Genomic DNA, 21,848 nt, shown 5'->3' with positions numbered 1-21,848 from the left:
CCGCAAACAAAAAGGCCGGCTGTGCAGCCGGCCTTTTCGTTTGATTGCTTGTCAGCTGATCGCTTGGCTCGCGCCTCAGACCTTGACCATCGGCCCCTTGGAGACCGGGCCCTTGGTGCCGCCTCCGCCGCCATTGTTCGGGCCACCCTTCGGCGGCTTGCGCTTGCGCGGCGGCAGGTTCTCGGGCTTCGGCGTGACCGGGCCCTCGACATATTCGAAGCCGATCTTGTCCTTGGCGGCCGCCTCGTCCTTCGTCAGGATGACGCGGACGTGGCCGCCGCCCTTGAGCTGGCCGAACAGCACCTCATCCGCGAGCGGCTTCTTGATGTGCTCCTGGATGATGCGCGCCATCGGGCGCGCGCCCATCTGCTCGTCATAGCCGTGCTCGATCAGCCAGGCCTTGGCGGGCTCGGACAGCTCGATCGTGACGTCGCGGTCGGCGAGCTGCGCCTCGAGCTGCAGCACGAACTTCTCGACCACCATGCCGATGACGTCGGCATTGAGGTGCGCGAACGAGACGATGGCGTCCAGACGGTTGCGGAACTCCGGCGCGAACTGCCGGTTGATCGCCTCGTGGTCGTCGCCTTCCCGCTTCGAGCGGGTGAAGCCGAAGGCCTGCCGTGCGAGGTCGGCCGCGCCCGCATTCGTGGTCATGATCAGGATCACGTTGCGGAAGTTGACCTGCTTTCCGTTGTGGTCGGTGAGCCGGCCGTGATCCATGATCTGCAGCAGCACGTTGTACAGGTCCGGATGCGCCTTCTCGATCTCGTCGAGCAGCACCACGCAATGCGGGTGCTGGTCCACGCCATCGGTGAGCAGGCCGCCCTGGTCGAAGCCGACATAGCCGGGAGGCGCGCCGATCAGGCGCGACACGGTGTGCCGCTCCATGTATTCGGACATGTCGAAGCGCAACAGCTCGACGCCAAGCGTCGCCGCCAGTTGCTTCGCCACCTCGGTCTTGCCGACGCCGGTGGGACCCGAGAACAGGTAGCAGCCGATCGGCTTCTCCGGCTCGCGCAGGCCGGCACGCGCCAGCTTGATCGACGCCGACAGCGACTCGATCGCCTTGTCCTGGCCGAACACCGTGCGCTTCAGGGTCTGCTCGAGATGCTTGAGTACCTCGGCGTCGTCCTTCGACACGCTCTTCGGCGGGATCCGCGCCATGGTCGCGATCGTGGTCTCGATCTCCTTGATGCCGATCGTCTTCTTGCGCTTGCTCTCGGCGACCAGCATCTGCGCCGCGCCGGACTCGTCGATCACGTCGATCGCCTTGTCGGGCAGCTTGCGGTCGTGGATGTAGCGCGACGACAGCTGCACCGCCGCCTCGATCGCCTCATTGGTGTATTTCAGCCGATGGTAATCCTCGAAATAGGGCTTGAGGCCTTTGAGGATCGCGATCGCGTCTTCCACCGTCGGCTCGTTGACGTCGATCTTCTGGAAGCGCCGCACCAGCGCGCGGTCCTTCTCGAAGTGCTGACGGTATTCCTTGTAGGTGGTCGAGCCCATGCAGCGGATCGTGCCCGAGGCCAGCGCGGGCTTGAGCAGATTGGATGCATCCATCGCGCCGCCCGAGGTGGCGCCGGCGCCGATCACGGTGTGGATCTCGTCGATGAACAGGATCGCGTTCGGATGCGCCTCCAGCTCCTTCAGGACCTGCTTCAGCCGTTCCTCGAAATCGCCGCGGTAGCGGGTGCCGGCGAGCAGCGTGCCCATGTCGAGCGAGAACACGGTCGCGGCTGCCAGCACTTCCGGCACATCGCTGTCGACGATGCGCTTGGCGAGGCCTTCGGCGATCGCGGTCTTGCCGACGCCGGCTTCGCCGACGAACAGCGGGTTGTTCTTCTGGCGGCGGCACAGCACCTGGATCGCACGGTTGATCTCGGCATTGCGGCCGATCACCGGATCGATCTTGCCGTCACGCGCCTTCTTGTTGAGGTTGACGCAATAGGTCTCGAGCGCCTCGCCCTTCTTCTTGGCGTCCTCGTTGCCCTTGGTCTCGGTTTCCTCGTCGACGCCGCGCACCGGCCGCGCCTCGGAGACGCCCGGCCGCTTGGCGATGCCGTGGCTGATGTAGTTCACCGCGTCGTAGCGCGTCATGTCCTGCTCCTGCAGGAAATACGCGGCATGGCTCTCGCGCTCGGCGAAGATCGCGATCAGGACGTTGGCGCCGGTCACTTCCTCGCGACCGGACGACTGGACGTGAATCACCGCGCGCTGGATCACGCGCTGGAACCCGGCGGTCGGCTTCGCGTCGTCGGCGCCGTCCGTCACCAGGTTTTCGAATTCGGTTTCGAGATAATTGACGAGGCTGGTCCTGAGCTTGTCGAGATCGACGCTGCAGGCCCGCATCACCGCCGCCGCATCCGAGTCGTCGATCAGTGACAGCAGCAGATGTTCGAGCGTCGCATACTGATGGTGACGCTCGTTCGCGATCGCCAAGGCACGGTGCAGCGATTGTTCAAGGCTTTGAGAAAAAGTTGGCATTCGCGTCCTCTATGGCCCCCGGCCATCATGATCGCCATTACCGGGTCAGGCAATAACAACCTTCGTGATCGCCATTGATATAGTTACGACGGATCGTGGCGAAAGACCGGTCCCGCGGTGATGGTTTTCTTCTAAATTCCGGGCGTCCGGACGTCGCACCACCGCGTTCCGTGTTCATACGGGAACGCCGTTCGCCACCATCAAAACGCGATGCAAGACCCGTTCCGCGCCGCGGCGCAGTCAATCGTTCCCGCGAACTACTTCTTTTCCATCACACATTGCAGTGGATGCTGATGCTTGCGCGCGAAATCCATGACTTGCGTCACCTTGGTCTCGGCGATCTCATAGGTAAAAACGCCGCACTCACCGATCCCGTGATGGTGAACGTGCAGCATGATCTTGGTCGCCGCCTCGGCGTCCTTGTTGAAGAACCGCTCCAGCACGTGCACGACGAATTCCATCGGCGTGTAGTCGTCGTTCAGGATCAGGACACGGTAAAGATTCGGCCGCTTGGTCTTCGGCTTGACCTTGGTGATGACCGAGGTCGACGGGCCGCTCCCCGCCCCGGTGCGGTTGTCGTCATTGCTCATTGTCGGCGCCGGCATGGCTGGCACCGCCGGCATGGACGAAACCGGCTCGGAGATCAGGGCTGTCAACGTGGATCGCAACATGGCTCAGGCGTTCGAATTCCCCAAGGGGGGCCGGCGGGAAACCGGTTGGCGATTGGAAGGTGGTCGCGACGGCCGCAAGACTGATCGCGGAACCCCAGCAATGCTTTCCAGATTGCCGCTCCCGGTTCGATCCGGCGGCCGGATCGACCCTCCGAATATGGGCCTCAGGAGGCCCTGCCGCAAGCGCAGACCGGCCGCGGCCCACCGGTTCGATTCCCGGCGCAGCAACTTCTGGAAGGTTAATCATTTCTGCCCGATTTGACAAAGGAGTCGGGCATCCAATTTAGCGGGCATTCAGGATAGCGCGCGCTTTTGCCCTGCTTTTCATCGTGTGCCGGGCCTCCTGCCGGGTTTCCCCGGCCCGATTCACCAACTGTTTAGCCGCGCGCGTAGAGATGATGGCGCCATCAGTAATTTCGATGAGAGTATCATGCTGGGCTCAGCCATTTTCGACCGCGGCCGCGCGGCTGCCCGCCGTTTTGCCCGGGCAAAGGACGGCAATGTCGCCGTCATCTTCACCCTCGCCATTCTGCCGATTTTCGCCTTCATTGGCGCCGCGATCGACTATACCCGCGCCAACAACGCCCGCACCGCGATGCAGTCGGCGCTCGATTCGGCTGCGCTGATGCTGTCCAAGGACCTGACCATGGGCAACATCACGGCCGCGCAAATCCCGAGCAAGGCGCAGAGCTATTTCAGCGCCCTCTATACCAACAAGGACGGCCAGGGCATCTCCGTCTCGGCGACCTACACGACCCCGACCTCGAGCGCGGCGGCGACCATCCTGCTCGGCGGAACCGGCTACATCAAATCCGATTTCATGCAGCTTGCCGGGTTTCCGACGCTGAACTTCAGCAGCTCGTCGACCACCACCTGGGGCAACGTCAAGATGCGCGTTGCCCTCGCCCTCGATAACACGGGGTCGATGAGCCAGAACGGCAAGATTACCGCGCTGCGGAACGCGGTGGCCGGATCCGGCGGCCTGATCGACCAGCTCAGCGCGCTGAGCAAGACCAACGGCGACGTCTATATCTCCGTCATTCCGTTCGCCAAGGTCGTCAACCTCAGCGCCAGCAACTATAGCCAGAGCTATATCGACTGGACCGACTGGCTGAACCCACCGACCGCGCAACCTGCCATCCCGAGCTCGATGGCGGCGAGCCTGCCGATGAACTGGCATGCGGTCGGGCCCGGCGCGCAGTGTCCGTGGTCCAACAGCAGCGGCGGCTTCTACTGCACGACCGGTCCCACCAACGGCGCCGGACGATCGCCGAACAACTACAGCACCAACACGATTCCATCGAGCGGCACCTACAGCGGCTATATCTGCCCGAGTGTCGATTACAATACGCACACCATGTACAATGGCTGCTGGGTCAGCACCCAGGTCGGCACGACCGCGCAGACGTTCTGCTCCGGGTCGTCGTCCTGCGCCTGTCCGCTCGACGCCAACTACAACAATGTCTCCGGCTGCAGTTGCAGCGGTACCGGCACGGGCAAATCATGCACCGGCCTCATCTATACCCACAACTGGACGCAGCCCGGCCCCAACGATACCGCCGACAATCCGGGCCAGCCCCGGGTCAGCGCCGTCGTCGGATGGACCAACAACAAATGGACCTCGACCAACCAGACCCCCACCGTCCAGAACGACTGGCGGGCGGCGTCGACCAATCCGATCACCACCTGGACGGGCTGTATCACGGACCGCACCCAGCCCAATGATGCGACCGGCGTGCTGCCGACATCGTCCGACGTCACGACGCTGTTCCCGGCCAACCAGTATTACGAGAACAACTCGGCCTATTGCGCCGACAACGCCTCGCCGCAGCTCGAGCCGATCATTCCCCTGACCTACAACTGGAGCGCGCTGAAGACCGCCGTCAACGCCATGCAGCCGACCGGCGGCACCGACCAATCGGTCGGCCTGGCGTGGGCCTGGCAGTCCCTTCTGGTGGGCGGTCCGCTGAACACGCCGGCGGAAGACTCCAACACGACCTACAACCGGGTCATCATCCTGCTGTCCGACGGTCTGAACACCGAGGACCGCTGGCCCAACTATGGCGACGGCAGCTCGCAGGCCTCAGGCAATCCGATCGATGCCCGGCAGGCGCTGCAGTGTCAGAATCTGCAGAACGCGAGGGATGCCAACGGTGCACCGATGTTCACCATCTACACGATCCAGGTGAACACGAGCACGCCCGCCGACCCGACCTCGACCGTGCTGAAGAATTGCGCCAGCAGCCCCGACAAATTCTTCATGCTGACCAGCTCGAGCCAAATCGTGACGACGTTCAACACGATCGGCACCGCGCTCAGCAAGCTGCGGCTGGCGAAGTAGCGTCCGCGCCTGGCATATAAACCCGGCACAACAAAAAAGCCCGGCCGCAATGGCCGGGCTTTTCGTTTGTCTTGGTCGGCGGCGCTTACTGAGCCGGCGCGAACTTGGAGACCAGGCCCTCATAGGGCTTGAAGGTCTGCTTGGCGCAGTCGCTGTAGAGACCCGCGATCTTCTGCGATTCCGAGACGAAGGTCTCGTAGGACGAGCGCAGGTACTCGGTCTGTGCCTCGAGCGCCTTGTCCAGCGACTTCACGCCCGACAGCTTCTCGACGAACGACTTGGTGTCCTCGAAGGACTTCTTGGCGTAGTCGCCATAGGCGGTGGCGATCGCCTGGACGCCGCTCTGCAGGTTGTTCGCAGACGCCGTGACCGACTCGAAATGCTCTTTGCCGTAGTTCTGAATGTCTTCGATCTTGACCATGGATGGAATTCCTTTTCCCAGACTTGAAGGCGCAAATTCCCATTGCCGGGAAGCTTCCCGGCCCCCTGACAACGATTGAAATATCGCATCGCACAATAAAGTCAATAAATATTGTGCGTCGCACAACGGTATTTGCCCGAATCCTGGGCATTTGCAATAAACCCCGGGGGACTACGCAACGGTTGCTTAATCTTTTGGAAACTCGGGCCGCCTAACCTGATTCCCGGACTTTGTTCGCCTTCCGACAAGCAGCCTTGAAAGCTGTTTGTGAACAACACCTTAGCTAGAAGAGCGACCTGAGCCGCCACCAGGGCCGATGGTTCTGTCCGACGTGGTCTGTGCGCAGGCAAGGATCGATGGCCGCCGGGCACAATTTCGCCCCACGAGCCAGTGATCTAGATAGAAATTGGGACGGGGAAGTAGATGCTTCGAACAACCTTGGCTTCCTCGCGGGCGCTGCGAGTTGGCGTTCTTGGGCTCGTGACCGTCACGACGGCGATCCTGATCACCAGTGACAGCGCCGAGGCGCGCCGCCACCGGCGCCACACTGTGCGGCACCATCAGAGCGAGGCCGCGCGCGAGAGCTACAGCCCGCAATTCGCATCGATCGTGGTCGACGGCAACACCGGCTCGGTGCTGACGTCAAACAGTCCCGACGGCCTGCGGCACCCCGCCTCGCTCACCAAGATCATGACGCTCTATCTGCTGTTCGAGCGCCTCGAGTCCGGGAAGATGAAGCTCGATACCGAGATGCCGGTGTCCGAGCACGCCTCCGAACAGGACCCGACCAAGCTCGGCTTGCGGCCCGGCCAGACCATCCGCGTCGAGGACGCGATCAAGGGCCTCGTCACCCGCTCCGCCAATGACGCCGCCGTCGTGATCGCCGAGGCGGTCGGCGGCAGCGAAGACGATTTCGCCCGGATGATGACCCGCAAGGCCCGTGCGCTCGGCATGAGCCGGACCACCTATCGCAATGCCTCCGGCCTGCCCAATGACGAGCAGATCACGACCGCGCGCGATCAAGCGACGCTCGGCCGCGCCATCCAGGATCGCTTCCCGCGCTACTATCGCTATTTCTCGACGACGGCGTTCAATTTCCGCGGCCACACCATCACCGGGCACAATCGGCTGCTCGGCAGCGTCGAGGGCGTCGACGGCATCAAGACCGGCTACACCCGCGCCTCCGGCTTCAACCTCGTGACCTCGATCCACCGCGGCAATCGCTTCCTGGTCGGCGTGGTGCTCGGCGGCCGCAGCGGCGGCTCGCGCGACGCCATCATGCGCAACCTGCTCGCCGAGAACATCGGCAAGGGCGCGACCACCCGCACGGCCGCCGCGATCACCGAGCGCAACCCGGCCGACGCCAATGTCGAGGTTGCCGATGCGGACGATGCGCGCGCCGCGGCGGAGACCACGCCGGTCGCAGCCTCCGAACCCGCCCCGACTCCCATGCCGGCGCCGCGTCCGGCCAGCAAGCCGTCGCTGATGGCCGCCGCAGCCGCCGCCCTGCCGCCGCTCCCGGCCAAGCCGGAGCCGCAGGCCAAGCCCGAACCGGCGCCGCTGACCTCCGGCGTGATCCAGACCCAGCAGCTCGCCGCAATCCCCGGCTCGGCTGAGCCGATGAAGCCGGTCAAGGTGAAGACCGTGCAGGTCAAAGCCGGCCAGGTCAGGCTCGCTGCCGCAGGCCCAGCGCAGTCGGCGCCGCCGATCACCAGCACGATCCCGTCGCGCGGCGAGATTCCCGAGACCTCCAATGCGATGATGGCCCGCGCCGCCGAGACCTCGCGGCCCGAGATGCCGCCACAGCCGGCCAATTTCGGCACCGGCAACGGAATCCTCGGCGTGCTGCCGGCCGCTTCCGTCCAGGCACCCGCCGCGCAGCCGGCGCCGCAGGCGGTGGCGTCGATCGAGCCCGCCACCCGCAGCCTGCAAGCGGCTCCGCAGAGCAGCGCCGTCAAGCCGGCCGCCGCGCATACCGGCTGGATCATCCAGGTCGGCGCGCTGGAGTCCGAAGGCGAAGCCAACAAGCGCATCGATCTCGCGCGCAGCTCGGCCCGCGGCCTGCTCAGCAGGGCCGATCCGTTCACCGAAGTCGTCGCCAAGGACAATCGCAAGCTCTACCGGGCGCGCTTTGCCGGTCTGGAGCGCGATCAGGCCGAAGCGGCCTGCAAGACGCTGAAGCGCGCCGAGATCTCCTGCATCACCGTGCGCAACTGATCGACAGCATCACTTGATCCCAAGGGATCCCGGGAGATCAGAAGAGATCCCAAGGCATACCAAGGGCCGGCGCCGCAAGCGCCGGCCCTTTTGCTTTTGCCGGCTGCGTTGCATGGCCGGCACAAATGCCCGCCCGATGCGCGCGGCGCCGTTATGAAAACTTCTCGTCAAGATTTTACGGTTAAGTTTTCCCGAAACAACGATCGGCTACGCCGGACAGCGGCGGGCCAGACGGGGCATCGATCAGAGACGGAAGGCAGCTCTCGGCTGTGGCGTTGGTAGCGTCGGAGTTAGAGATGCGTGCGAAGCAGAGTATCCCTGGCCTCGTTCACACGGGCCGCGAGGTACGTCGAGCCCCCCTGGTCGGGATGGAGTTTCTTCATCAGGGTGCGGTGAGCCCGGCCGATGTCGTCACGCGACGCGCCCGGCTGCAGGCCAAGGATCTGATAGGCCTCCTCATCGGTCATTTTGCCACTCGGCGCCGCGCGGCCGTGCCCCCCTGCCCGGTTTCCCTGTGCGTCCTGACGCCAGGCGGGAAAACGGCGGTCCAGATAGCTTTCAAGTAACGCGACGCTTTCGGCATCGAAGCTCGGGACCATCGCCAGCAGCTGCGCGAGGTCGAATTCGTCGAGCATGCGGCCGGCCTGCGGTCCGGCCACGATCTGGCCCGTGAGCACGCCGCTGCCGTGATCGAGGCTCATATCGAGGTATTGCGAGCGCACCCGCGAGCTTTGTCCGGGGCTGCGCGTCCCGCCGAACATGCCGCCGAAATTGGGAAAGCCTGATGTCCCGAACGGCGACCAGCCGAGCAGTCCGGCGCCGAAAATGCCGAGCGGGATCGCCACCGCGAGCTCGCCCCGCACGCCGGTGAAGGCCGCGACGGCCAACGCGAGCCCCCCGCCGCCGATCTTGATCGCACGCGCAAGCACGGCGGGATTGGCCGCACGAAACATCTGCAGCGCGGAATAAAGGACGACAACGGCGACGACGCCGGCGATCAGGGTTGGCATGCGCGGAATATAAGCGGCCCGGCGGCAAAAAGCATGCGAAGCTTCGTCTCACCGGCGCGTGAACCGCTGCCGCGTCACCGCGGTCTCCGATGACGCAGGGCTATTTCATCTGGCCGATCAGCTTCGCCGCGCCGTTCGCGGTCTTGGCCAGTTGCAGCAGCGCCTCACGGCCGCCGGCGGCATAGGCTGCGGCGGCGCGCAGCAATTCGCGGAGCTGCGCGGCCGCACCGGGATCGAACCTGCACCATGCGCCGCCGGTCAGCCGCGCGATCTCGCGAAAGGTCTGCTCGGCGGTCGCGTCCGCGCCTTCCTGGAACATGAAGACCGGCACCTTGAGCAAACCAAGCTCGCCGGCCTTGGCGCAGAGCTCGTCGGCGTTCTCCTCCATCGCGTCGCCCACGAACACCAGGGCGCGCACGCCCGAGGCGACCGCCTCGCGACGCGTCTCCGTCAGCACCTTGCCGATCTGGGTATTGCCGCCCTGGCAATCGATCTTGCTCATCAGCCGCGCGAGCTGCGCGCTGTCGGAGATCCAGCCGGTGGCACGGCACTCATGAAAGCCGCGGTAGTAGACGAGGCGGATGTCGAGGCTGCCGAGCGCGCCGGCCTCGCGGAACATGTCGGCCTGCAGCGTGCACGCCATGTCCCAGGTCGGCTGCCGGCTCATCGTGGCGTCGAGCGCGAACACCAATCGGCCGCGTGCGCCGGCGCGATGCGGCGACATCGCCCGCGCCTTCGCCACGAAGGCGGCGATGTCGTTGGCGCTCGATGTCGCCACGCCCGGCGCATCGGCCGGGCGCACATCGTTTCCGGATGTCGGTTTGATCGTCTTGCCGGCCATCAGCGCTTGCCTCGTACAGCAAACACTATGTGGGCCGCCGTATCGGATTGGTCAACGTGGCCGGGCGGCCCGCGCCACGGGCCGCCAGTCAGTTGGTGACCGACGGATCCTTCTTGGTCTCGGTCTTGGTCAGCGAGAGCGACTTCTTGACCTTGTCGGTGAAGGACTGCGGCTTCTCGACCGGCACGTAGAGCGAGACCGGACCAGGCTCCAGGATCTTCGGCGGCGCATTCCTCGTGTCGACCGGCGCAACCGCGCTGTCGGTGTCGGCCAGGAATTTATCGAGCATGGCCTGGATCGAGTCCTTGGCCTTCTCGGGCCCGGTGTCACGCATGTCGTTGTGCTGGAAGTTGGTGTTCACGACGGTGATGCCGGCCTTCTCGCACTGCTCCTCGTCCGGCACCACGCCGGGATCGGGCTTGAACTGCGAGTCATGCGAACGGAAGGACAGGATCTTGAACTTGCCGTCGGTCATGAACGGCACGCGCAGATTGTCCAGCGTCACGACCTTCTTGATCTCGTCCGGATACTGCTTGGCGAAATACATCGCGATGTCGCCGCCATTGGAGTGGCCGACCATCGTCAGCTTGCTGTAGTCCGCGTTCGGCTGACGCTTCTTCATCTCCTCGATCGCGAATTTGATGTTGGTGATGCCGCGCTGATACTGCGGCAGCCGGCCGACGTAGATCTCGCCGACCTTGGTCACCATCGGTCCGTCCGACGGCAGGTCGTTCTGGATGCTGATCGCCAGATAGCCGCGCGCCGCGAACACGTTCGCGAGGAAGGAATATTCGGTGAATTTGACGGTATTGCCATGATTGAGGATCGCAACCGGCAGCGTGATCATGCCTGCGTCGGCCTGCATCTCCTTGTCGAAGCGCACGGCAACGTCGACCGCGACCGGCCGCTCATCGCGCGTCGGATCCTTGAACATGAGAGTTTCGTGACGGATCGCCCACTTGCTCGCGGTGAAATACGCCGCCGTGATCACCACGGAGAGAGAAAGCAGAACGAGAATTCCACGCTTCATGACGTCCTCGAGGTGCCCGCCTTTTCAGGGCTATTCTTGGCCGGAGACTCTTCGGCCTCCTTGTCAGGATATATGTCACAGCACCGTGACAGGAAGTCCAAATGTTGGGACTTCGCAGCACGTTCATTGTGCGGTGCACACAACCTTTGTGCAATCGCTTCTATGAAGATAGCACTGTGGCACGATAATACCTCTGGGCCAACCAGCGCATTCGCGCGACGGCGGCACGGAGGAAACCGGATTTGGGCAGCATTGTTCCGGCAAATTGGCAATGAAATGACCGGAAACCCCGCAAGAATACCGTGCTTCCGCAGCGCGCGGAAGTGACGATCGTCATCTGCTGGACGCCCGGTCCACCGGACTGCGCGCCCATTGGATTGGGAGCCGCCGAGCCACCACAGGTATCCGTAGACATATGGTCCGCGGCCTTGAGCTTCGCTTCCGCGAGGTCAGCGCCGCCGATGGCGTGAAATAGACTGACGACGTTCCATTGCCTCTCCGGCCCGCAGCTCAACGGCTGGGCTAGCTGCCGATGATGTCGTCGAGTTCCAGCGGCTTGTCGACCTGGCTGAACCATTCGGCCCGGTTGGCGGCCCGGCGGCGGCCGCGCTCGTCGAGCGGCAGCTTGAGCTGGCGCAGCAGGCTCATCACCTCCTCGCGCGCGGTGACGTGGCCGAGGCTCGGGCGGGTGCCGAGCGTCGCCTCGTCAATGTCGTCGAGCGCGGTCAGCCCGCGCGGGAAGAACTCGCGATAGACCACCCGCTCGGCAAAGCCGTCGACCGAACGGAACCCGAGCCGCAGCGACAGCTGCTTGAGACCGTCGGCGACCAACTGCTTGTTGCGCGAGCCGAGCATCGACAGCCGGTTGCGCACCACGATCCAGTCGGTCGAGGCGCCGTCGATCTGGCGGCGCTTGCGCCTGGTGTCGCGCACCATCTCGGCGTAGTGGCTCTCGCCGGTCACCGCGTAGGTGGCGGGGTCGACGGTGCCCAGCACGTCGAAATCGAGGAAGCTGTCGTTGATCGGCGTCACCAGCGTGTCGGCCATCGAATGCGCGAGCCGCATCAGGTAGCTGTCGGACCCCGGGGTATCGATCACGATGAAATCATAGGCACGTTCCACCGCGCTCACCGCTGCCATGAACTGCTCGAATTCGGTGTTCTCGTTGTCCTCGATTTGCATCGTCTCGCCGTATTTGATGCAGTGATGCGCCGGCAGCTCGAGGTCGATCCCGCTGCGCCGCGCCCAGGCCTGGCGATTGCTGATGTAGCGGGTGAAGCTTTGCTGGCGGCAGTCGAGATCGATGCTGGCGACGCGCTGTCCGGCCTTCAAGAGCGCGACGGCGATATGCAGGGCGGTGGTCGACTTGCCCGAACCACCCTTCTCGTTTCCCAGCACAACGACATGTGCGGAGCCGGACTGACCCTGACTAGCCTGCACCAACATGATTCAATCCCCGGCGATGATCTTCAAATCGAGCACGCCTGCGGTCAAGTGAAATGCATCACTGCGAGAGGAAATCAATTGCAGGCGTCCTTAATGATGAATCGAACGCGCACGCCTGCTGCGTCGATCGGCGGCACGCCGCCTGCGATCCATGCGGATGCGAGATCGGGTAATGCTTGCGCGGCGGTTTGCCGATAGCGGATCGGACTTGGTAAGGTCCGCCGCCTGCCGAACGCCGAACATCCCACCCCGGTTGCCCCACGAGTCGAGACCAGATGCCGAGAAATCCCACCGTCGTCCGTACCGTCCCTGCCCTTCGTCGCGCCGTCGACGCCCTGCGCGCCAAGAAGGCGACTGTCGCGCTGGTCCCAACCATGGGTGCGCTCCATGACGGCCATGTGTCGCTGGTGCGGCTCGCCAAGCGCCGCGCCAAGCGGGTCGTGGTCTCGATCTTCGTCAACCCGACGCAGTTCGCGCCGACGGAAGATTTCGGATCGTATCCGCGCACCTGGAAGCAAGACCTCGCCAAGCTCGCAGCCGAAGGCGTCGACCTGATCTGGCACCCCGAGGTGAAGGCGATGTATCCGGATGGCTTCGCCACACGGATCGTGCCGGAGGGACCGGCCACCGCGGGACTGGAGGATCGCTTCCGGCCGCATTTCTTCGGCGGCGTCGCCACCGTGGTCGGCAAGCTGTTCACGCAGGTCCGGCCCGATGTCGCGATCTTCGGCGAGAAGGATTTTCAGCAGCTCCGGGTGGTCACCCAGATGGCCGCCGATCTCGACCTCGGCGTCAAGGTGGTCGGATCCAAGACGGTGCGTGAACGCGACGGCCTCGCGATGTCGTCGCGCAACGTCTACCTCTCGGCCGAGGAACGGCGCGCCGCCCCCGCGCTCAACCGGGTGATGAAGCAAGCGGCAGGCCGCCTGCGCGCCGGCGAGAACACCGCAACCGTCATGGCCGACGGCGCCGCCGAGATCGCCAAGGCCGGCTTCGTGCTGGATTATCTCGAGGTCCGCCACGCCGCCTCGCTGGCGCCGATCGGCTCGCTGAAGGACGGCCCGATGCGGATGCTGGTGGCGGCCAGGCTCGGCAGCACCCGTCTGATCGACAACATCGCGGTCTGAAATCCGGATCGGCAAAAGTGTGAGGCGGTTCACGCGCAAACAGGCTGCGAGCCTGTAATGAGGGCCCGGCCTCATCTGCGCGGCCGTCTCCTGCTTGCGCCACGCGCGCGACGCGGGGATGATCGCGCGTTTCACGGGCGGTCGGAATGAGCGGGACTTTCAGGCAAGGCATTGGTCTCGGCATCGCGCTATTGGCCGCAGGCCTTTCGCAGGCGCAGACCCGGCCGCCGGTCGGCGGCGTCAATTCGGTACCCGGCGCGATGATCTTCTATGTCGCGCATGGCGCGCCCGATGCCTGCGGGCCGGGCTGTTCGGACTGGATCGCCGCCGAAGGCTCGGTGCAGTGGGACACCTACAAGCGCCTGCTGGCGATCCTCGACCGCCAGAACGGCCGCAAGCTGCCGGTGGTGATCAACGTCAAAGGGAATTCCAACCTCAATGTCGCGGCCAGCCTCGGCCGCATCCTGCGCGATCGCGGCATCGATGCGGTGGTCGCGGCGACCGAGGTCGAGGCCTGCGCCGGAAAGTCCGAGGAGGAGTGCTTCGCGCTGAAGCGGCCCGGCGGCCCGCTGGATGCGAAGGAGAAGCTGTCCGGCATCGCCTGCGATTTCGCCTGCGTGCTGATGCTGTCGGGCGGCGTGCATCGCAGCCTGCCGGCGGGCAGCCACGTGGTGCTGAGCGGCATGGAGATCCACAACCGGCTGGCACCCAACGTCTCGGCCGAGCATCGCGAGAGCCTGACCTCGATCTTCACCGACCAGTTCCGGCGCTATCTCGGCGAGATGGGGATCGACCACGAGCTGCTCGACGTCGCCGTCAGCAACGCCGGCGGCGGCCGCTATGTCGAGATTCCGGCCTCAGAATGGGGCCGGCTGCATCTCGTGACCCAGTAATCGCGCAGAGCAATCCGATTGCTCAGAGCAATCCCGATTGCTTACAGCAATCCGAGGTCGCGCAGCTCGCGGCGCATCGGTTCGGGCATCGACGCCACGCTGGCGGCGCTCGATCTGGTGAGATCGGTCGGCGCGGAATCCGCGGGTCAGATAGCGCCAGCCCTGGAACGGCCGCGTCGGCCGCGGCGACACCGCGATCACCTTGGGCTGCATCACGATGCGGCAGCGCCCGATGCCGTCCTTGTCGCGGAACGGCTCGATCGCGATGATCTTCTCGCGCGCGGCGATCTCGCCGCGGATCACCCAGTACAACGAACCGCCGGCGAGGAGCTCCTCCTCGCGCTTCGGCGTCATCCGCGTGATGTGGATATGGCGGAGCGGCAGGCCCTTTTTCTTCGCGGTCGCCATCCGCTCGGCGACCCAGCCCTTGAGTTCCTTGACGGAGTCGCAACCGACGGCGAGCTTGATGAGATGAAGCGGCATGCGCCGGATGTAGCGGCCGGCGCGGGCTTTGAAAAGGGAGCGCTGTCCACGGCAGTGGATAGCGGGATTTACGCGCACGAAACGAGGCCGTGATGACGGCTCAAGCCGCCGTCAGCACGCTCGGGCCGGCTCGGCCTCCGCTCAGTCCTGGCTCGCGGCCGCCGGCGCACTCGCCGCGGCCGGCGGCGGTGCCGCCGCGGGCGCAGCAGCCGGCGCAATCTGCACCGGCCGCTTCGCCGCGGTCGGCCGCTTCGGGGCGGCAGCAGGCGTGGCCGCGGCGCGGGCGGCCGGCGGCGGCGCGGCCGCTGCGGGCTTCGCCGGTTCCGGCGTCATGATACTGACCGGCGGCGTCGACGCCGCGCTCGGAAACTCCGCATTGGTCGGCCTGCCCGTGGGCATCGACGGCGGCAGTGCGGCGACCAGACCGGCGGCCGACGCCTGGGCAGCGGCCGGCGCATTCCAGGATCCCGCATAGCGCGTGACCAGGTTCTCGTAGGTCCGCTCGTTCATGTTGGCGATGATCTGATGATTGTCGCCGAGCGAACGGAACGCGGGGCATGCGGTCGGCGTGCAGTGGTCGCGCGCCATCAGCGCGTAGGCGACCAGGCCGTAGCGATCGTGCTCGATGGCGCGGCGCAGCGCCTGCAGCTCGGTGGTCGAATTGCGCTCCGCGGTCGCGAGGTCGCCGAGCGCGGTCAGCCGCGAGACCTGCGCCGCGGCATAGCTGACCGCCGCGGCCGCGGTATCCGATGAGCCGAACAGCACCTTCTCGCAGGCATTGAGGACGGCATCGCCGGCGAGATCGTCGATGCAGGCCAGCGCCGGCACCGTCTGGCCGGTCAATTGCGCGGTCCGTGTCTCGGCCGGCGCCGCCTGCCCGCCCGGCCCGAAGCCTCGGATCGTCGCGGCGACCGCAACCGCGATCGACAGCAGCGTAATGACGGTCAGCGCGCCATTGGCGACGGATTTTTCCGCGCGCAGCAGCGTGACCAGAACGACGATCCCAAAGAACCCCGCCGCGGCCAGGGTCAGCCACATCGGGAAGGTCGGTGAGCGCCAGATCTGATCCAGCGAGGAAGCCCAGTTCATGCGCGATGTCCCTCAACGCAGCGTAAGCACAATCGGCGGCGGCGAACGCCGCCACCCCGACGTCCAACCTTCAGCACAATGGGTCTGCGAACAGGGCCTTTTGACGGCGGCGGCGCGAAACCCGCTCCAGCCTCCGGCTTGCGCACAACTGATCAGGACAGCGCGAGCTGACTCTCCTTGGCCACCCGTTCGAAAGCTTCAGTCGAGCTCTTGATGCGGTACTGGCAGTCGTCACCATCGGTCGGCAGCAGACGGATCACCTCATAGGTGCCGCTCGCCGCCGGGCGAGCCACGTTGCTGGCCGTGAAATAGACGATCTCGCCAATCGAGTACTTATGCTTCAACGCCCTCTCCATTTTCTTAGAGATTGCAGGCCGAGCTGACAGTCCCGATAGCTCCGGCCGGCATTTTGAGAACCCTGCGGCAAGCTAGCACATCGCACCGCCCCAAATCCAGCAAGATTGAGGCATGGCAAAGCTACGATTTTTGCAGGTTTTTCAGGGCGATAGGCAGCAATTTACGTGCCAGCCGGAAATTGGAAGCCAACCCCGGCTGGAACCCGGTTCCACCGCGTCAGGCGGTGTGCGGCAGCTTGCCGTTGGGGCTCGCACTGTCGACCGCACCCGGGAGCTGCTGGGCCAGCACCTGGGACAGCTGGTCGACCGGAATGTTGAACTTGGCGGCGAGCTGCTTGACCGTGTCGCTGCCCAGCACCTCCTGGAGCTGCTGCGCCGTGATCGGCAGGTTCTGGCCGGTGCCGATCCAGGATTTGACCTGCTCGCCGAACCCGGCCTGCTCGAGCTTGGCGACGATCGCCGACAGGCCACCCTGCCCGCCATTGCCCATCACCTGGCCGAGCACGACCGGGATGACGGCCGCGCCGAGCTGGCCAAGCATGCCTTTCAGCTCCGGCGAGTTCTCCAGGGAATCCAGAATGCCCATGGTCTAAGTCCTTTCACGACTTGCAAATCCGCTGTTCCGGATTCGACGCCTTCGGCCGTGCGGCGTCAAGCCGCGATCTTTGTGAGCCCTGTCACAATTCGGAAGCGTACGGCCAGTCAGACGTCCTCGAATCGCGGGATGCGAAGCGTCTCGGCGAGGCCGTCGCGGGTCCATTCCTGGAACGCCGGAAGCTGCATCATCGCGTCGACATAGTGCTGCGCCTCCGCTCTCACCGGGATCGCGTAGGTGCGGAAACGATGCACCACGGGGGCATACATCGCGTCCGCGGCCGAGAATGCGCCGAACAGGAACGGGCCCTGCTTGCCGTAACGCGCATGGCACTCGGCCCAGATGTCCTGGATTCGCGCCGCATTGGCCTTCGCATCGTCCGACAACGCGACCGCGCGGATCGGCCGGTGCAGGTTCATGCCGCATTCGCTGCGCAGCGGCACGAAGCCGGAATGCATCTCCGCCGAGATCGCGCGGGCATGGGCGCGCGCGGCGCGGTCCGAGGGCCACAGCTCCGCCTCGGGAAATGTCTCGGCGAGATACTCGATGATCGCCAGCGAATCCCACACCGTGACCTCGCCGTCGATCAGCGTCGGCACCTTGCCGGCCTTGCTAAAGGCGAGGATGCGGTCCTTGTCGGCCTGGTCGGTATAGAGCGGAACGAAGATTTCCTCGAACGGAATGTCGTTGGCGCGCAGCGCCAGCCACGGCCGCATCGACCATGACGAATAGTTCTTGTTGCCGATGACGAGCTTGAGCATGTCCTGGGGAATCCTGTTGCCACGCCAGTTTGCCATAGTGCATTGCACGCGTTCAACCTGTACATGACGCGGGATGCGGCGCGGAGCGGCAGCCCGCGCGTTGACGAAGGAAGGCACCATGACCGGCTATTGGGTCGACATCCTGGCCGTCGGCTTCTTTGCGCTGGAGTGGCTGGTCTACGCCATCACGCTGGAGCACACCGCCTATGGGCGCGACAGCCTGTCGGCACGAATGCATGTCTATCGCGAGATCTGGGTGCGGAATCTGCTCCACCGCGAGGCGCGGATGGTCGACATGCAGATCATGGCCTCCTTGCAGAACGGCACCGCGTTCTTCGCCTCCACCAGCCTGATCGCGATCGGCGGCGCGCTGGCGCTGCTGCGCGCCACCAATGACGCGCTCGCCGTGCTCGGTGCGCTGCCGGTCAATCTCTCGCCCTCGCCCGCGCTGTGGGAGATCAAGTGCATCGGCCTGATCCTGATCTTCATCTACACCTTCTTCAAATTCGCCTGGGCCTATCGCCTGTTCAACTATGTCGCGATCCTGTTCGGCGCGATGCCGCCGGCCGGCCAGCGCGATACGCCGGAGGCGGAGGCCCATGTGATCCGCACCACGCGGCTGTTCGAGACCGCGGGCCGGCACTTCAACCGCGGCCAGCGCGCGTTCTTCTTCGCGCTCGGCTATCTCGGCTGGTTCCTCAGCCCCTGGGTGCTGTTCATCACCACAGCGGCCGTCGTGATCGTGATCTGGCGCCGGCAGTTCGCCTCCAACGCCTGGCAGGCGATGGGAAGCTGAAACCTGCTGCCGCTCACGACGCGAAATCGCGCGGCGTGAAGTCGAGGTCGAGCACCTTCCATTCGCCGTAGCGCTCCTTCGGCAGCATCGCATAGGGCTGGCAGGCCTGCAGTGCCTCGGTCGCGCTTTTCAGCAGCAGCGGCCCCTTCTCCGACGCGGTGGCCTCGATCAGCAAGGGCGATGCGGCGAGCTTGCCGTCAGGCGTCATGAACACCCGGAGCTTGATCCTGACGTCGTCGCTCGCGGTCACGTTCGCCGGGAGCTTCAGGCAGGTCTTCAGATGGCGGCGGAATTCCGCCGCCACGCTGGAGCCGACATCGGCCTGCTCGGTGGCCGCCGCGTCGAAATTGTCCTTGCCGGGACCGGGACCCGACGGCGCATCGGCGGCCGGCTTCACGGAGATGTCGGGCGGCAGGCCGAGCATCACGTTGTATTTCACCGACAGGTCAGGCTCGGGCTGCGTATAGGCAGGCGGTGACGCCGCCGCCTGTTGCTGCGGCATCGGCTGGGGCATCGGTGGCGTCTGCGTCGCCGGCGGCGGCTCGGCCGCGGCATGTTGCGGCGACGGGCTGGCCTTGGGCGCCGGTGGCGTCGCCTGCTTCGGCGCCGGCTGCTGCTTCTGCGGCGCTTGTGCCTGAGCTGCCGCTTCGGGCTTGGCGGAGTCGACCGGCTTGTCGAGCGACGGCAACCGCAATTCAGGCGTCGGCGACGGGCTCGGCACCGGCTCGAGCTCGGTCTTGGTCTCGGTCCTGGCGACCTCCTGCGGCGTCACGATCTCGACCGGCACCGTGTCAGCGGCGACGGGATCGAACTGATGGACTTCGGAATACAGGAAAATCAGCGCGAGCAGCATCAGGTGCACGAACACCGATGCCAACATGTCCGCGTTTGGCCGAAACTTCATCCCGCTCGATCACATCAGTGATGTCTCCCCGCCGGCAACATTACCGGCCGGAACCCGCCTGCCTCAATCCCCCTCCGGTTCAAATCGGGAAAGCGGCCAGCGCGCAATAGCATGATCCGGGCTGCTGCCCAGCGATTTTCCGCACAATGATGCCCTGGCAAGCAGCGCATCGGCCGATCAACGTGCGCCGGCGCCGGCCATCGCCGAAATCTCGGCCATATCCGCATCCGACAGCTCGAAATCGAAGATGTCGATGTTCTCCTGGAGCCGCTCGAGCTTCGAGGTGCGCGGGATCGCGGACACATTCTGTTGCACCAGCCAGCGCAGGCAGATTTGGGCCGCCGTCTTGCGATAGCGGTCGCCGATCCGCGCCAGCGCGCGGTCGCCCTTGACCCGCCCTTTCGCGATCGGACTGTAGGCGACGAACGCCATGCCATGGCGCACGCAGGCCTCGATCACATCGGCCTGGGCGACATAGGGATGGTACTGGACCTGATCGCAGGCGAGCGGCTCGGGGCACGCCGCCACCGCCTCCTCGATCAGCGGCACATTGAAGTTCGAAACGCCGATATGCCGCGCCAGTCCCGCTTGCTTGACCCGCGCCAATGCGCCGAGCGTCTCGGCCAGCGGCACTTGCGGATTGGGCCAATGCAGCAACAGCAGATCGACCTCGGTCAGGCGCAGCCGCGCCAGGCTCTCTTTGGCGGAGCGCTCGAGATCCTTCGCCATGAAATGCGTGGTCCAGATCTTGGTGGTGACGAACACGTCGTCGCGCTTGATGCCGGAGGCGCGCAGCCCCTCGCCGACCTCGCGCTCATTGTCGTAAATCTGAGCAGTGTCGATGTGCCGGTAGCCGAGCCGCAGCGCCTGCTCGACGATGCGCGCGCAGGTCCGCCCGCGCAACTCCCATGTGCCGAGCCCGATCGCGGGGATTTTGGCGCCGTTGCCTTCGACGACATTCATGTGCCCATTATGCGCGCCTGGCGGAGGCCTGCCAACTCACGTATCGGTTCCGCCGGTGACGGTGACCACGGTTCACCGCTCCGGCTGGTAACCGTCGGTCAATGTCTTCAGGAAGGCGATGATGTCCGCTTCGTCCTGCGACGTCATTGCCGGCGTCTCGCCGGGATGGCGCTCGAACGGCGGATCGCTGACGTCGACATTGCCGTGATATTTCTCCGGCAGGTCGTCGTATTTCTGCACCGTTCCGCTGGCGGTGCGCGGAAACACCTTCTCCGGATTGGTATCGCGGAAATTATAGAAGTCGAGCACCTGCTCGAGGCTGGTGAAGACGCCGTTGTGGAAGAATGCGCGGCGCGTTGCGGTGTTGCGCAGGGTCGGCGTCAGAAACATTCCGCAATATTGCGTCTGCTCGGCGATGTCGGTGCGATACGGGCCGCAGACCCCGAGATCGAAATGATCGGGATCGCGGTTGCCGGCGAGCGCGGCGTTGCGCGGCGCGCCGAGCGCTTCGTACTGATGGTCGGTGAACAGCGGCGGCAGCCCGTCGCGGGTCGTCTGCGAGGTGTGGCAGCCGCCGCAATTGGCTTTCTCCGGATCGTTGAAGAGTTGCAGGCCACGCAGCTCGCTCTCGCTGAGCCGCGCCCTGCCCTCCAGCCAGTAGTCGAACTTGCTGGTGTAGGGATGGAAGCTCGGCTCCTCGACCTGATAGCGCGCAACCGCGAACATCGCCTCGGCGACCAACAGCCGCGTATTGTCGAAAACGCCGGCGCCGAACAGTTCGGCAAAGCGCGAGGCGTAGCTCGCCTGGCGCAGCTTCTGCGCCACCACCTCGATGCTGCCGCCGTCCATCTCGTTGGGATCGAGCAGCGGGAAGAGCGCCTGATCCTGCAGCGTATCGGCGCGGCCGTCCCAGAACAGCCCACCCTGCGGCACGATGTTGACCGCAGACGCGGCCGTGCCGGTCGCAACCTTCCTGGCGCGCACGGCCTGCTGGCCGGCTGCGGCCAGTTGCGCGAAGTCGACGACGTTGTCGTCCTCGTCCTTCTCCGGACCGATGCTGAAATTCGGTTGGCGCTCGAGATAGGTCAGGCCGGGAACGGCCCGCGTGCCTTGCCGGGATTGCGTCGGCCCGCCGAGCATGACCGGCCCATCATTGGGCGGACCATAGGCGTGGTCCGGGCTGTGACAGGATGCGCATGACAATGCGCCCGACGACGACAGCGAGGCGTCGAAGAAGATCATCTGACCAAGCTGCGCCATGCCGGACAGCGGAGCGACCGGCGGACGCCTGAGCTGCACCGGGTTCGGATTTGTCCCCGGCAGCCGCTCGGTCTCGACAGCCGCAACGGCGCCGGCCATGCAGAGCAGGCCGGCGCCGAGAAGCCACAACATGCGGCCGTTCATATGACGTCCAGTAATC

20 protein-coding genes and 1 pseudogene are annotated in these 21,848 nt (G+C 65.1%); 6 read left to right on the top strand and 15 right to left on the bottom strand.

Annotated features, from left to right (window positions below; genetic code table 11):
• Nucleotides 1-75: 75 nt before the first annotated feature.
• Together clpA and clpS are read right to left on the bottom strand one after the other, a co-directional pair.
• Nucleotides 76-2,484: an ATP-dependent Clp protease ATP-binding subunit ClpA gene (clpA, locus tag ACVINW_RS28395; protein ID WP_456754333.1), complete on the bottom strand. Its 2,409-nt coding sequence runs from the start codon at nucleotides 2,482-2,484 to the stop codon at nucleotides 76-78.
• A gap of 257 nt (nucleotides 2,485-2,741) precedes the next feature.
• Entirely contained in the window at nucleotides 2,742-3,074 is a 333-nt protein-coding gene (clpS, locus tag ACVINW_RS28390; protein WP_456754332.1) for an ATP-dependent Clp protease adapter ClpS, read from the bottom strand.
• Between the two features lie 13 nt (nucleotides 3,075-3,087).
• Between clpS and ACVINW_RS28385 the strand changes: the two genes are divergently transcribed.
• Together ACVINW_RS28385 and ACVINW_RS28380 are read left to right on the top strand one after the other, a co-directional pair.
• Nucleotides 3,088-3,417, top strand: a complete 330-nt coding sequence (locus ACVINW_RS28385) for a hypothetical protein (RefSeq protein WP_456754331.1) — start codon at nucleotides 3,088-3,090, stop codon at nucleotides 3,415-3,417.
• A 168-nt stretch (nucleotides 3,418-3,585) separates the two neighbouring features.
• Nucleotides 3,586-5,496, top strand: coding sequence for a pilus assembly protein TadG-related protein (locus ACVINW_RS28380; protein ID WP_456754330.1), 1,911 nt, complete (start codon nucleotides 3,586-3,588; stop codon nucleotides 5,494-5,496).
• Between the two features lie 85 nt (nucleotides 5,497-5,581).
• Here ACVINW_RS28380 and ACVINW_RS28375 read toward each other — a convergent pair whose 3' ends face one another.
• Nucleotides 5,582-5,917 carry a phasin family protein gene (locus ACVINW_RS28375; RefSeq protein ID WP_074129073.1) on the bottom strand — a complete coding sequence of 112 codons (336 nt, stop codon included), beginning with the start codon at nucleotides 5,915-5,917 and terminating at the stop codon, nucleotides 5,582-5,584.
• A gap of 423 nt (nucleotides 5,918-6,340) precedes the next feature.
• On the opposite strand from ACVINW_RS28375, the gene ACVINW_RS28370 reads away from it, so the two are divergent.
• Nucleotides 6,341-8,134 carry a serine hydrolase gene (locus ACVINW_RS28370; RefSeq protein WP_456754329.1) on the top strand — a complete coding sequence of 598 codons (1,794 nt, stop codon included), beginning with the start codon at nucleotides 6,341-6,343 and terminating at the stop codon, nucleotides 8,132-8,134.
• Between the two features lie 290 nt (nucleotides 8,135-8,424).
• Here ACVINW_RS28370 and ACVINW_RS28365 read toward each other — a convergent pair whose 3' ends face one another.
• The 4 genes from ACVINW_RS28365 to ACVINW_RS28350 form a co-directional block, all read right to left on the bottom strand.
• The gene (locus tag ACVINW_RS28365) at nucleotides 8,425-9,144 is read right to left on the bottom strand and encodes a DnaJ domain-containing protein (RefSeq protein WP_456754328.1); all 720 of its coding nucleotides are present in this window, start codon (nucleotides 9,142-9,144) and stop codon (nucleotides 8,425-8,427) included.
• Nucleotides 9,145-9,244: 100 nt separating this feature from the next.
• Nucleotides 9,245-9,985 carry a VWA domain-containing protein gene (locus tag ACVINW_RS28360; RefSeq protein WP_456754327.1) on the bottom strand — a complete coding sequence of 247 codons (741 nt, stop codon included), beginning with the start codon at nucleotides 9,983-9,985 and terminating at the stop codon, nucleotides 9,245-9,247.
• Between the two features lie 88 nt (nucleotides 9,986-10,073).
• Nucleotides 10,074-11,015 (bottom strand): alpha/beta fold hydrolase, encoded by a 942-nt coding sequence (locus ACVINW_RS28355; protein WP_456754326.1) that lies wholly within the window; start codon nucleotides 11,013-11,015, stop codon nucleotides 10,074-10,076.
• A gap of 522 nt (nucleotides 11,016-11,537) precedes the next feature.
• The gene (locus ACVINW_RS28350; protein WP_456754325.1) at nucleotides 11,538-12,461 is read right to left on the bottom strand and encodes a division plane positioning ATPase MipZ; all 924 of its coding nucleotides are present in this window, start codon (nucleotides 12,459-12,461) and stop codon (nucleotides 11,538-11,540) included.
• Nucleotides 12,462-12,736: 275 nt separating this feature from the next.
• Here ACVINW_RS28350 and panC point away from each other — a divergent pair, with 275 nt between their 5' ends.
• Both panC and ACVINW_RS28340 read left to right on the top strand, forming a co-directional pair.
• The gene (gene panC, locus ACVINW_RS28345) at nucleotides 12,737-13,588 is read left to right on the top strand and encodes a pantoate--beta-alanine ligase (protein ID WP_456754324.1); all 852 of its coding nucleotides are present in this window, start codon (nucleotides 12,737-12,739) and stop codon (nucleotides 13,586-13,588) included.
• A gap of 146 nt (nucleotides 13,589-13,734) precedes the next feature.
• A complete protein-coding gene (locus tag ACVINW_RS28340) occupies nucleotides 13,735-14,481 on the top strand; it encodes a hypothetical protein (RefSeq protein WP_456754323.1) in 747 nt (248 codons plus the stop codon).
• 41 nt (nucleotides 14,482-14,522) lie between these two features.
• On the opposite strand, the pseudogene ACVINW_RS28335 reads toward ACVINW_RS28340, so the two are convergent.
• From ACVINW_RS28335 to ACVINW_RS28315, 5 genes and pseudogenes are all read right to left on the bottom strand, one after another.
• A pseudogene (locus ACVINW_RS28335) lies at nucleotides 14,523-14,964 on the bottom strand (DUF1489 family protein).
• A 141-nt stretch (nucleotides 14,965-15,105) separates the two neighbouring features.
• The gene (locus tag ACVINW_RS28330) at nucleotides 15,106-16,053 is read right to left on the bottom strand and encodes a hypothetical protein (RefSeq protein ID WP_456754322.1); all 948 of its coding nucleotides are present in this window, start codon (nucleotides 16,051-16,053) and stop codon (nucleotides 15,106-15,108) included.
• Nucleotides 16,054-16,205: 152 nt separating this feature from the next.
• Nucleotides 16,206-16,409 carry a hypothetical protein gene (locus ACVINW_RS28325; protein ID WP_092114848.1) on the bottom strand — a complete coding sequence of 68 codons (204 nt, stop codon included), beginning with the start codon at nucleotides 16,407-16,409 and terminating at the stop codon, nucleotides 16,206-16,208.
• Between the two features lie 217 nt (nucleotides 16,410-16,626).
• Nucleotides 16,627-16,995 (bottom strand): YidB family protein, encoded by a 369-nt coding sequence (locus ACVINW_RS28320; RefSeq protein WP_456754321.1) that lies wholly within the window; start codon nucleotides 16,993-16,995, stop codon nucleotides 16,627-16,629.
• Nucleotides 16,996-17,111: 116 nt separating this feature from the next.
• Nucleotides 17,112-17,765, bottom strand: coding sequence for a glutathione S-transferase family protein (locus ACVINW_RS28315; protein ID WP_456754320.1), 654 nt, complete (start codon nucleotides 17,763-17,765; stop codon nucleotides 17,112-17,114).
• Between the two features lie 118 nt (nucleotides 17,766-17,883).
• On the opposite strand from ACVINW_RS28315, the gene ACVINW_RS28310 reads away from it, so the two are divergent.
• Nucleotides 17,884-18,561 carry a DUF599 domain-containing protein gene (locus tag ACVINW_RS28310; RefSeq protein ID WP_456754319.1) on the top strand — a complete coding sequence of 226 codons (678 nt, stop codon included), beginning with the start codon at nucleotides 17,884-17,886 and terminating at the stop codon, nucleotides 18,559-18,561.
• A 13-nt stretch (nucleotides 18,562-18,574) separates the two neighbouring features.
• Here ACVINW_RS28310 and ACVINW_RS28305 read toward each other — a convergent pair whose 3' ends face one another.
• The 3 genes from ACVINW_RS28305 to ACVINW_RS28295 all read right to left on the bottom strand — a co-directional run bounded on the left by ACVINW_RS28305 (nucleotide 18,575) and on the right by ACVINW_RS28295 (nucleotide 21,820).
• Nucleotides 18,575-19,465 (bottom strand): hypothetical protein, encoded by an 891-nt coding sequence (locus ACVINW_RS28305; RefSeq protein WP_456754318.1) that lies wholly within the window; start codon nucleotides 19,463-19,465, stop codon nucleotides 18,575-18,577.
• A 177-nt stretch (nucleotides 19,466-19,642) separates the two neighbouring features.
• Entirely contained in the window at nucleotides 19,643-20,428 is a 786-nt protein-coding gene (locus tag ACVINW_RS28300; protein ID WP_456754317.1) for an aldo/keto reductase, read from the bottom strand.
• 72 nt (nucleotides 20,429-20,500) lie between these two features.
• A complete protein-coding gene (locus ACVINW_RS28295; RefSeq protein ID WP_456754316.1) occupies nucleotides 20,501-21,820 on the bottom strand; it encodes a cytochrome-c peroxidase in 1,320 nt (439 codons plus the stop codon).
• Between the last annotated feature and the right edge of the window lie 28 nt (nucleotides 21,821-21,848).

The organism is Bradyrhizobium sp. USDA 4461 (assembly GCF_054055655.1).
The sequence above is the reverse complement of the archived record's forward strand: the minus strand, read 5'-3'. Positions and strand labels throughout refer to the sequence as shown.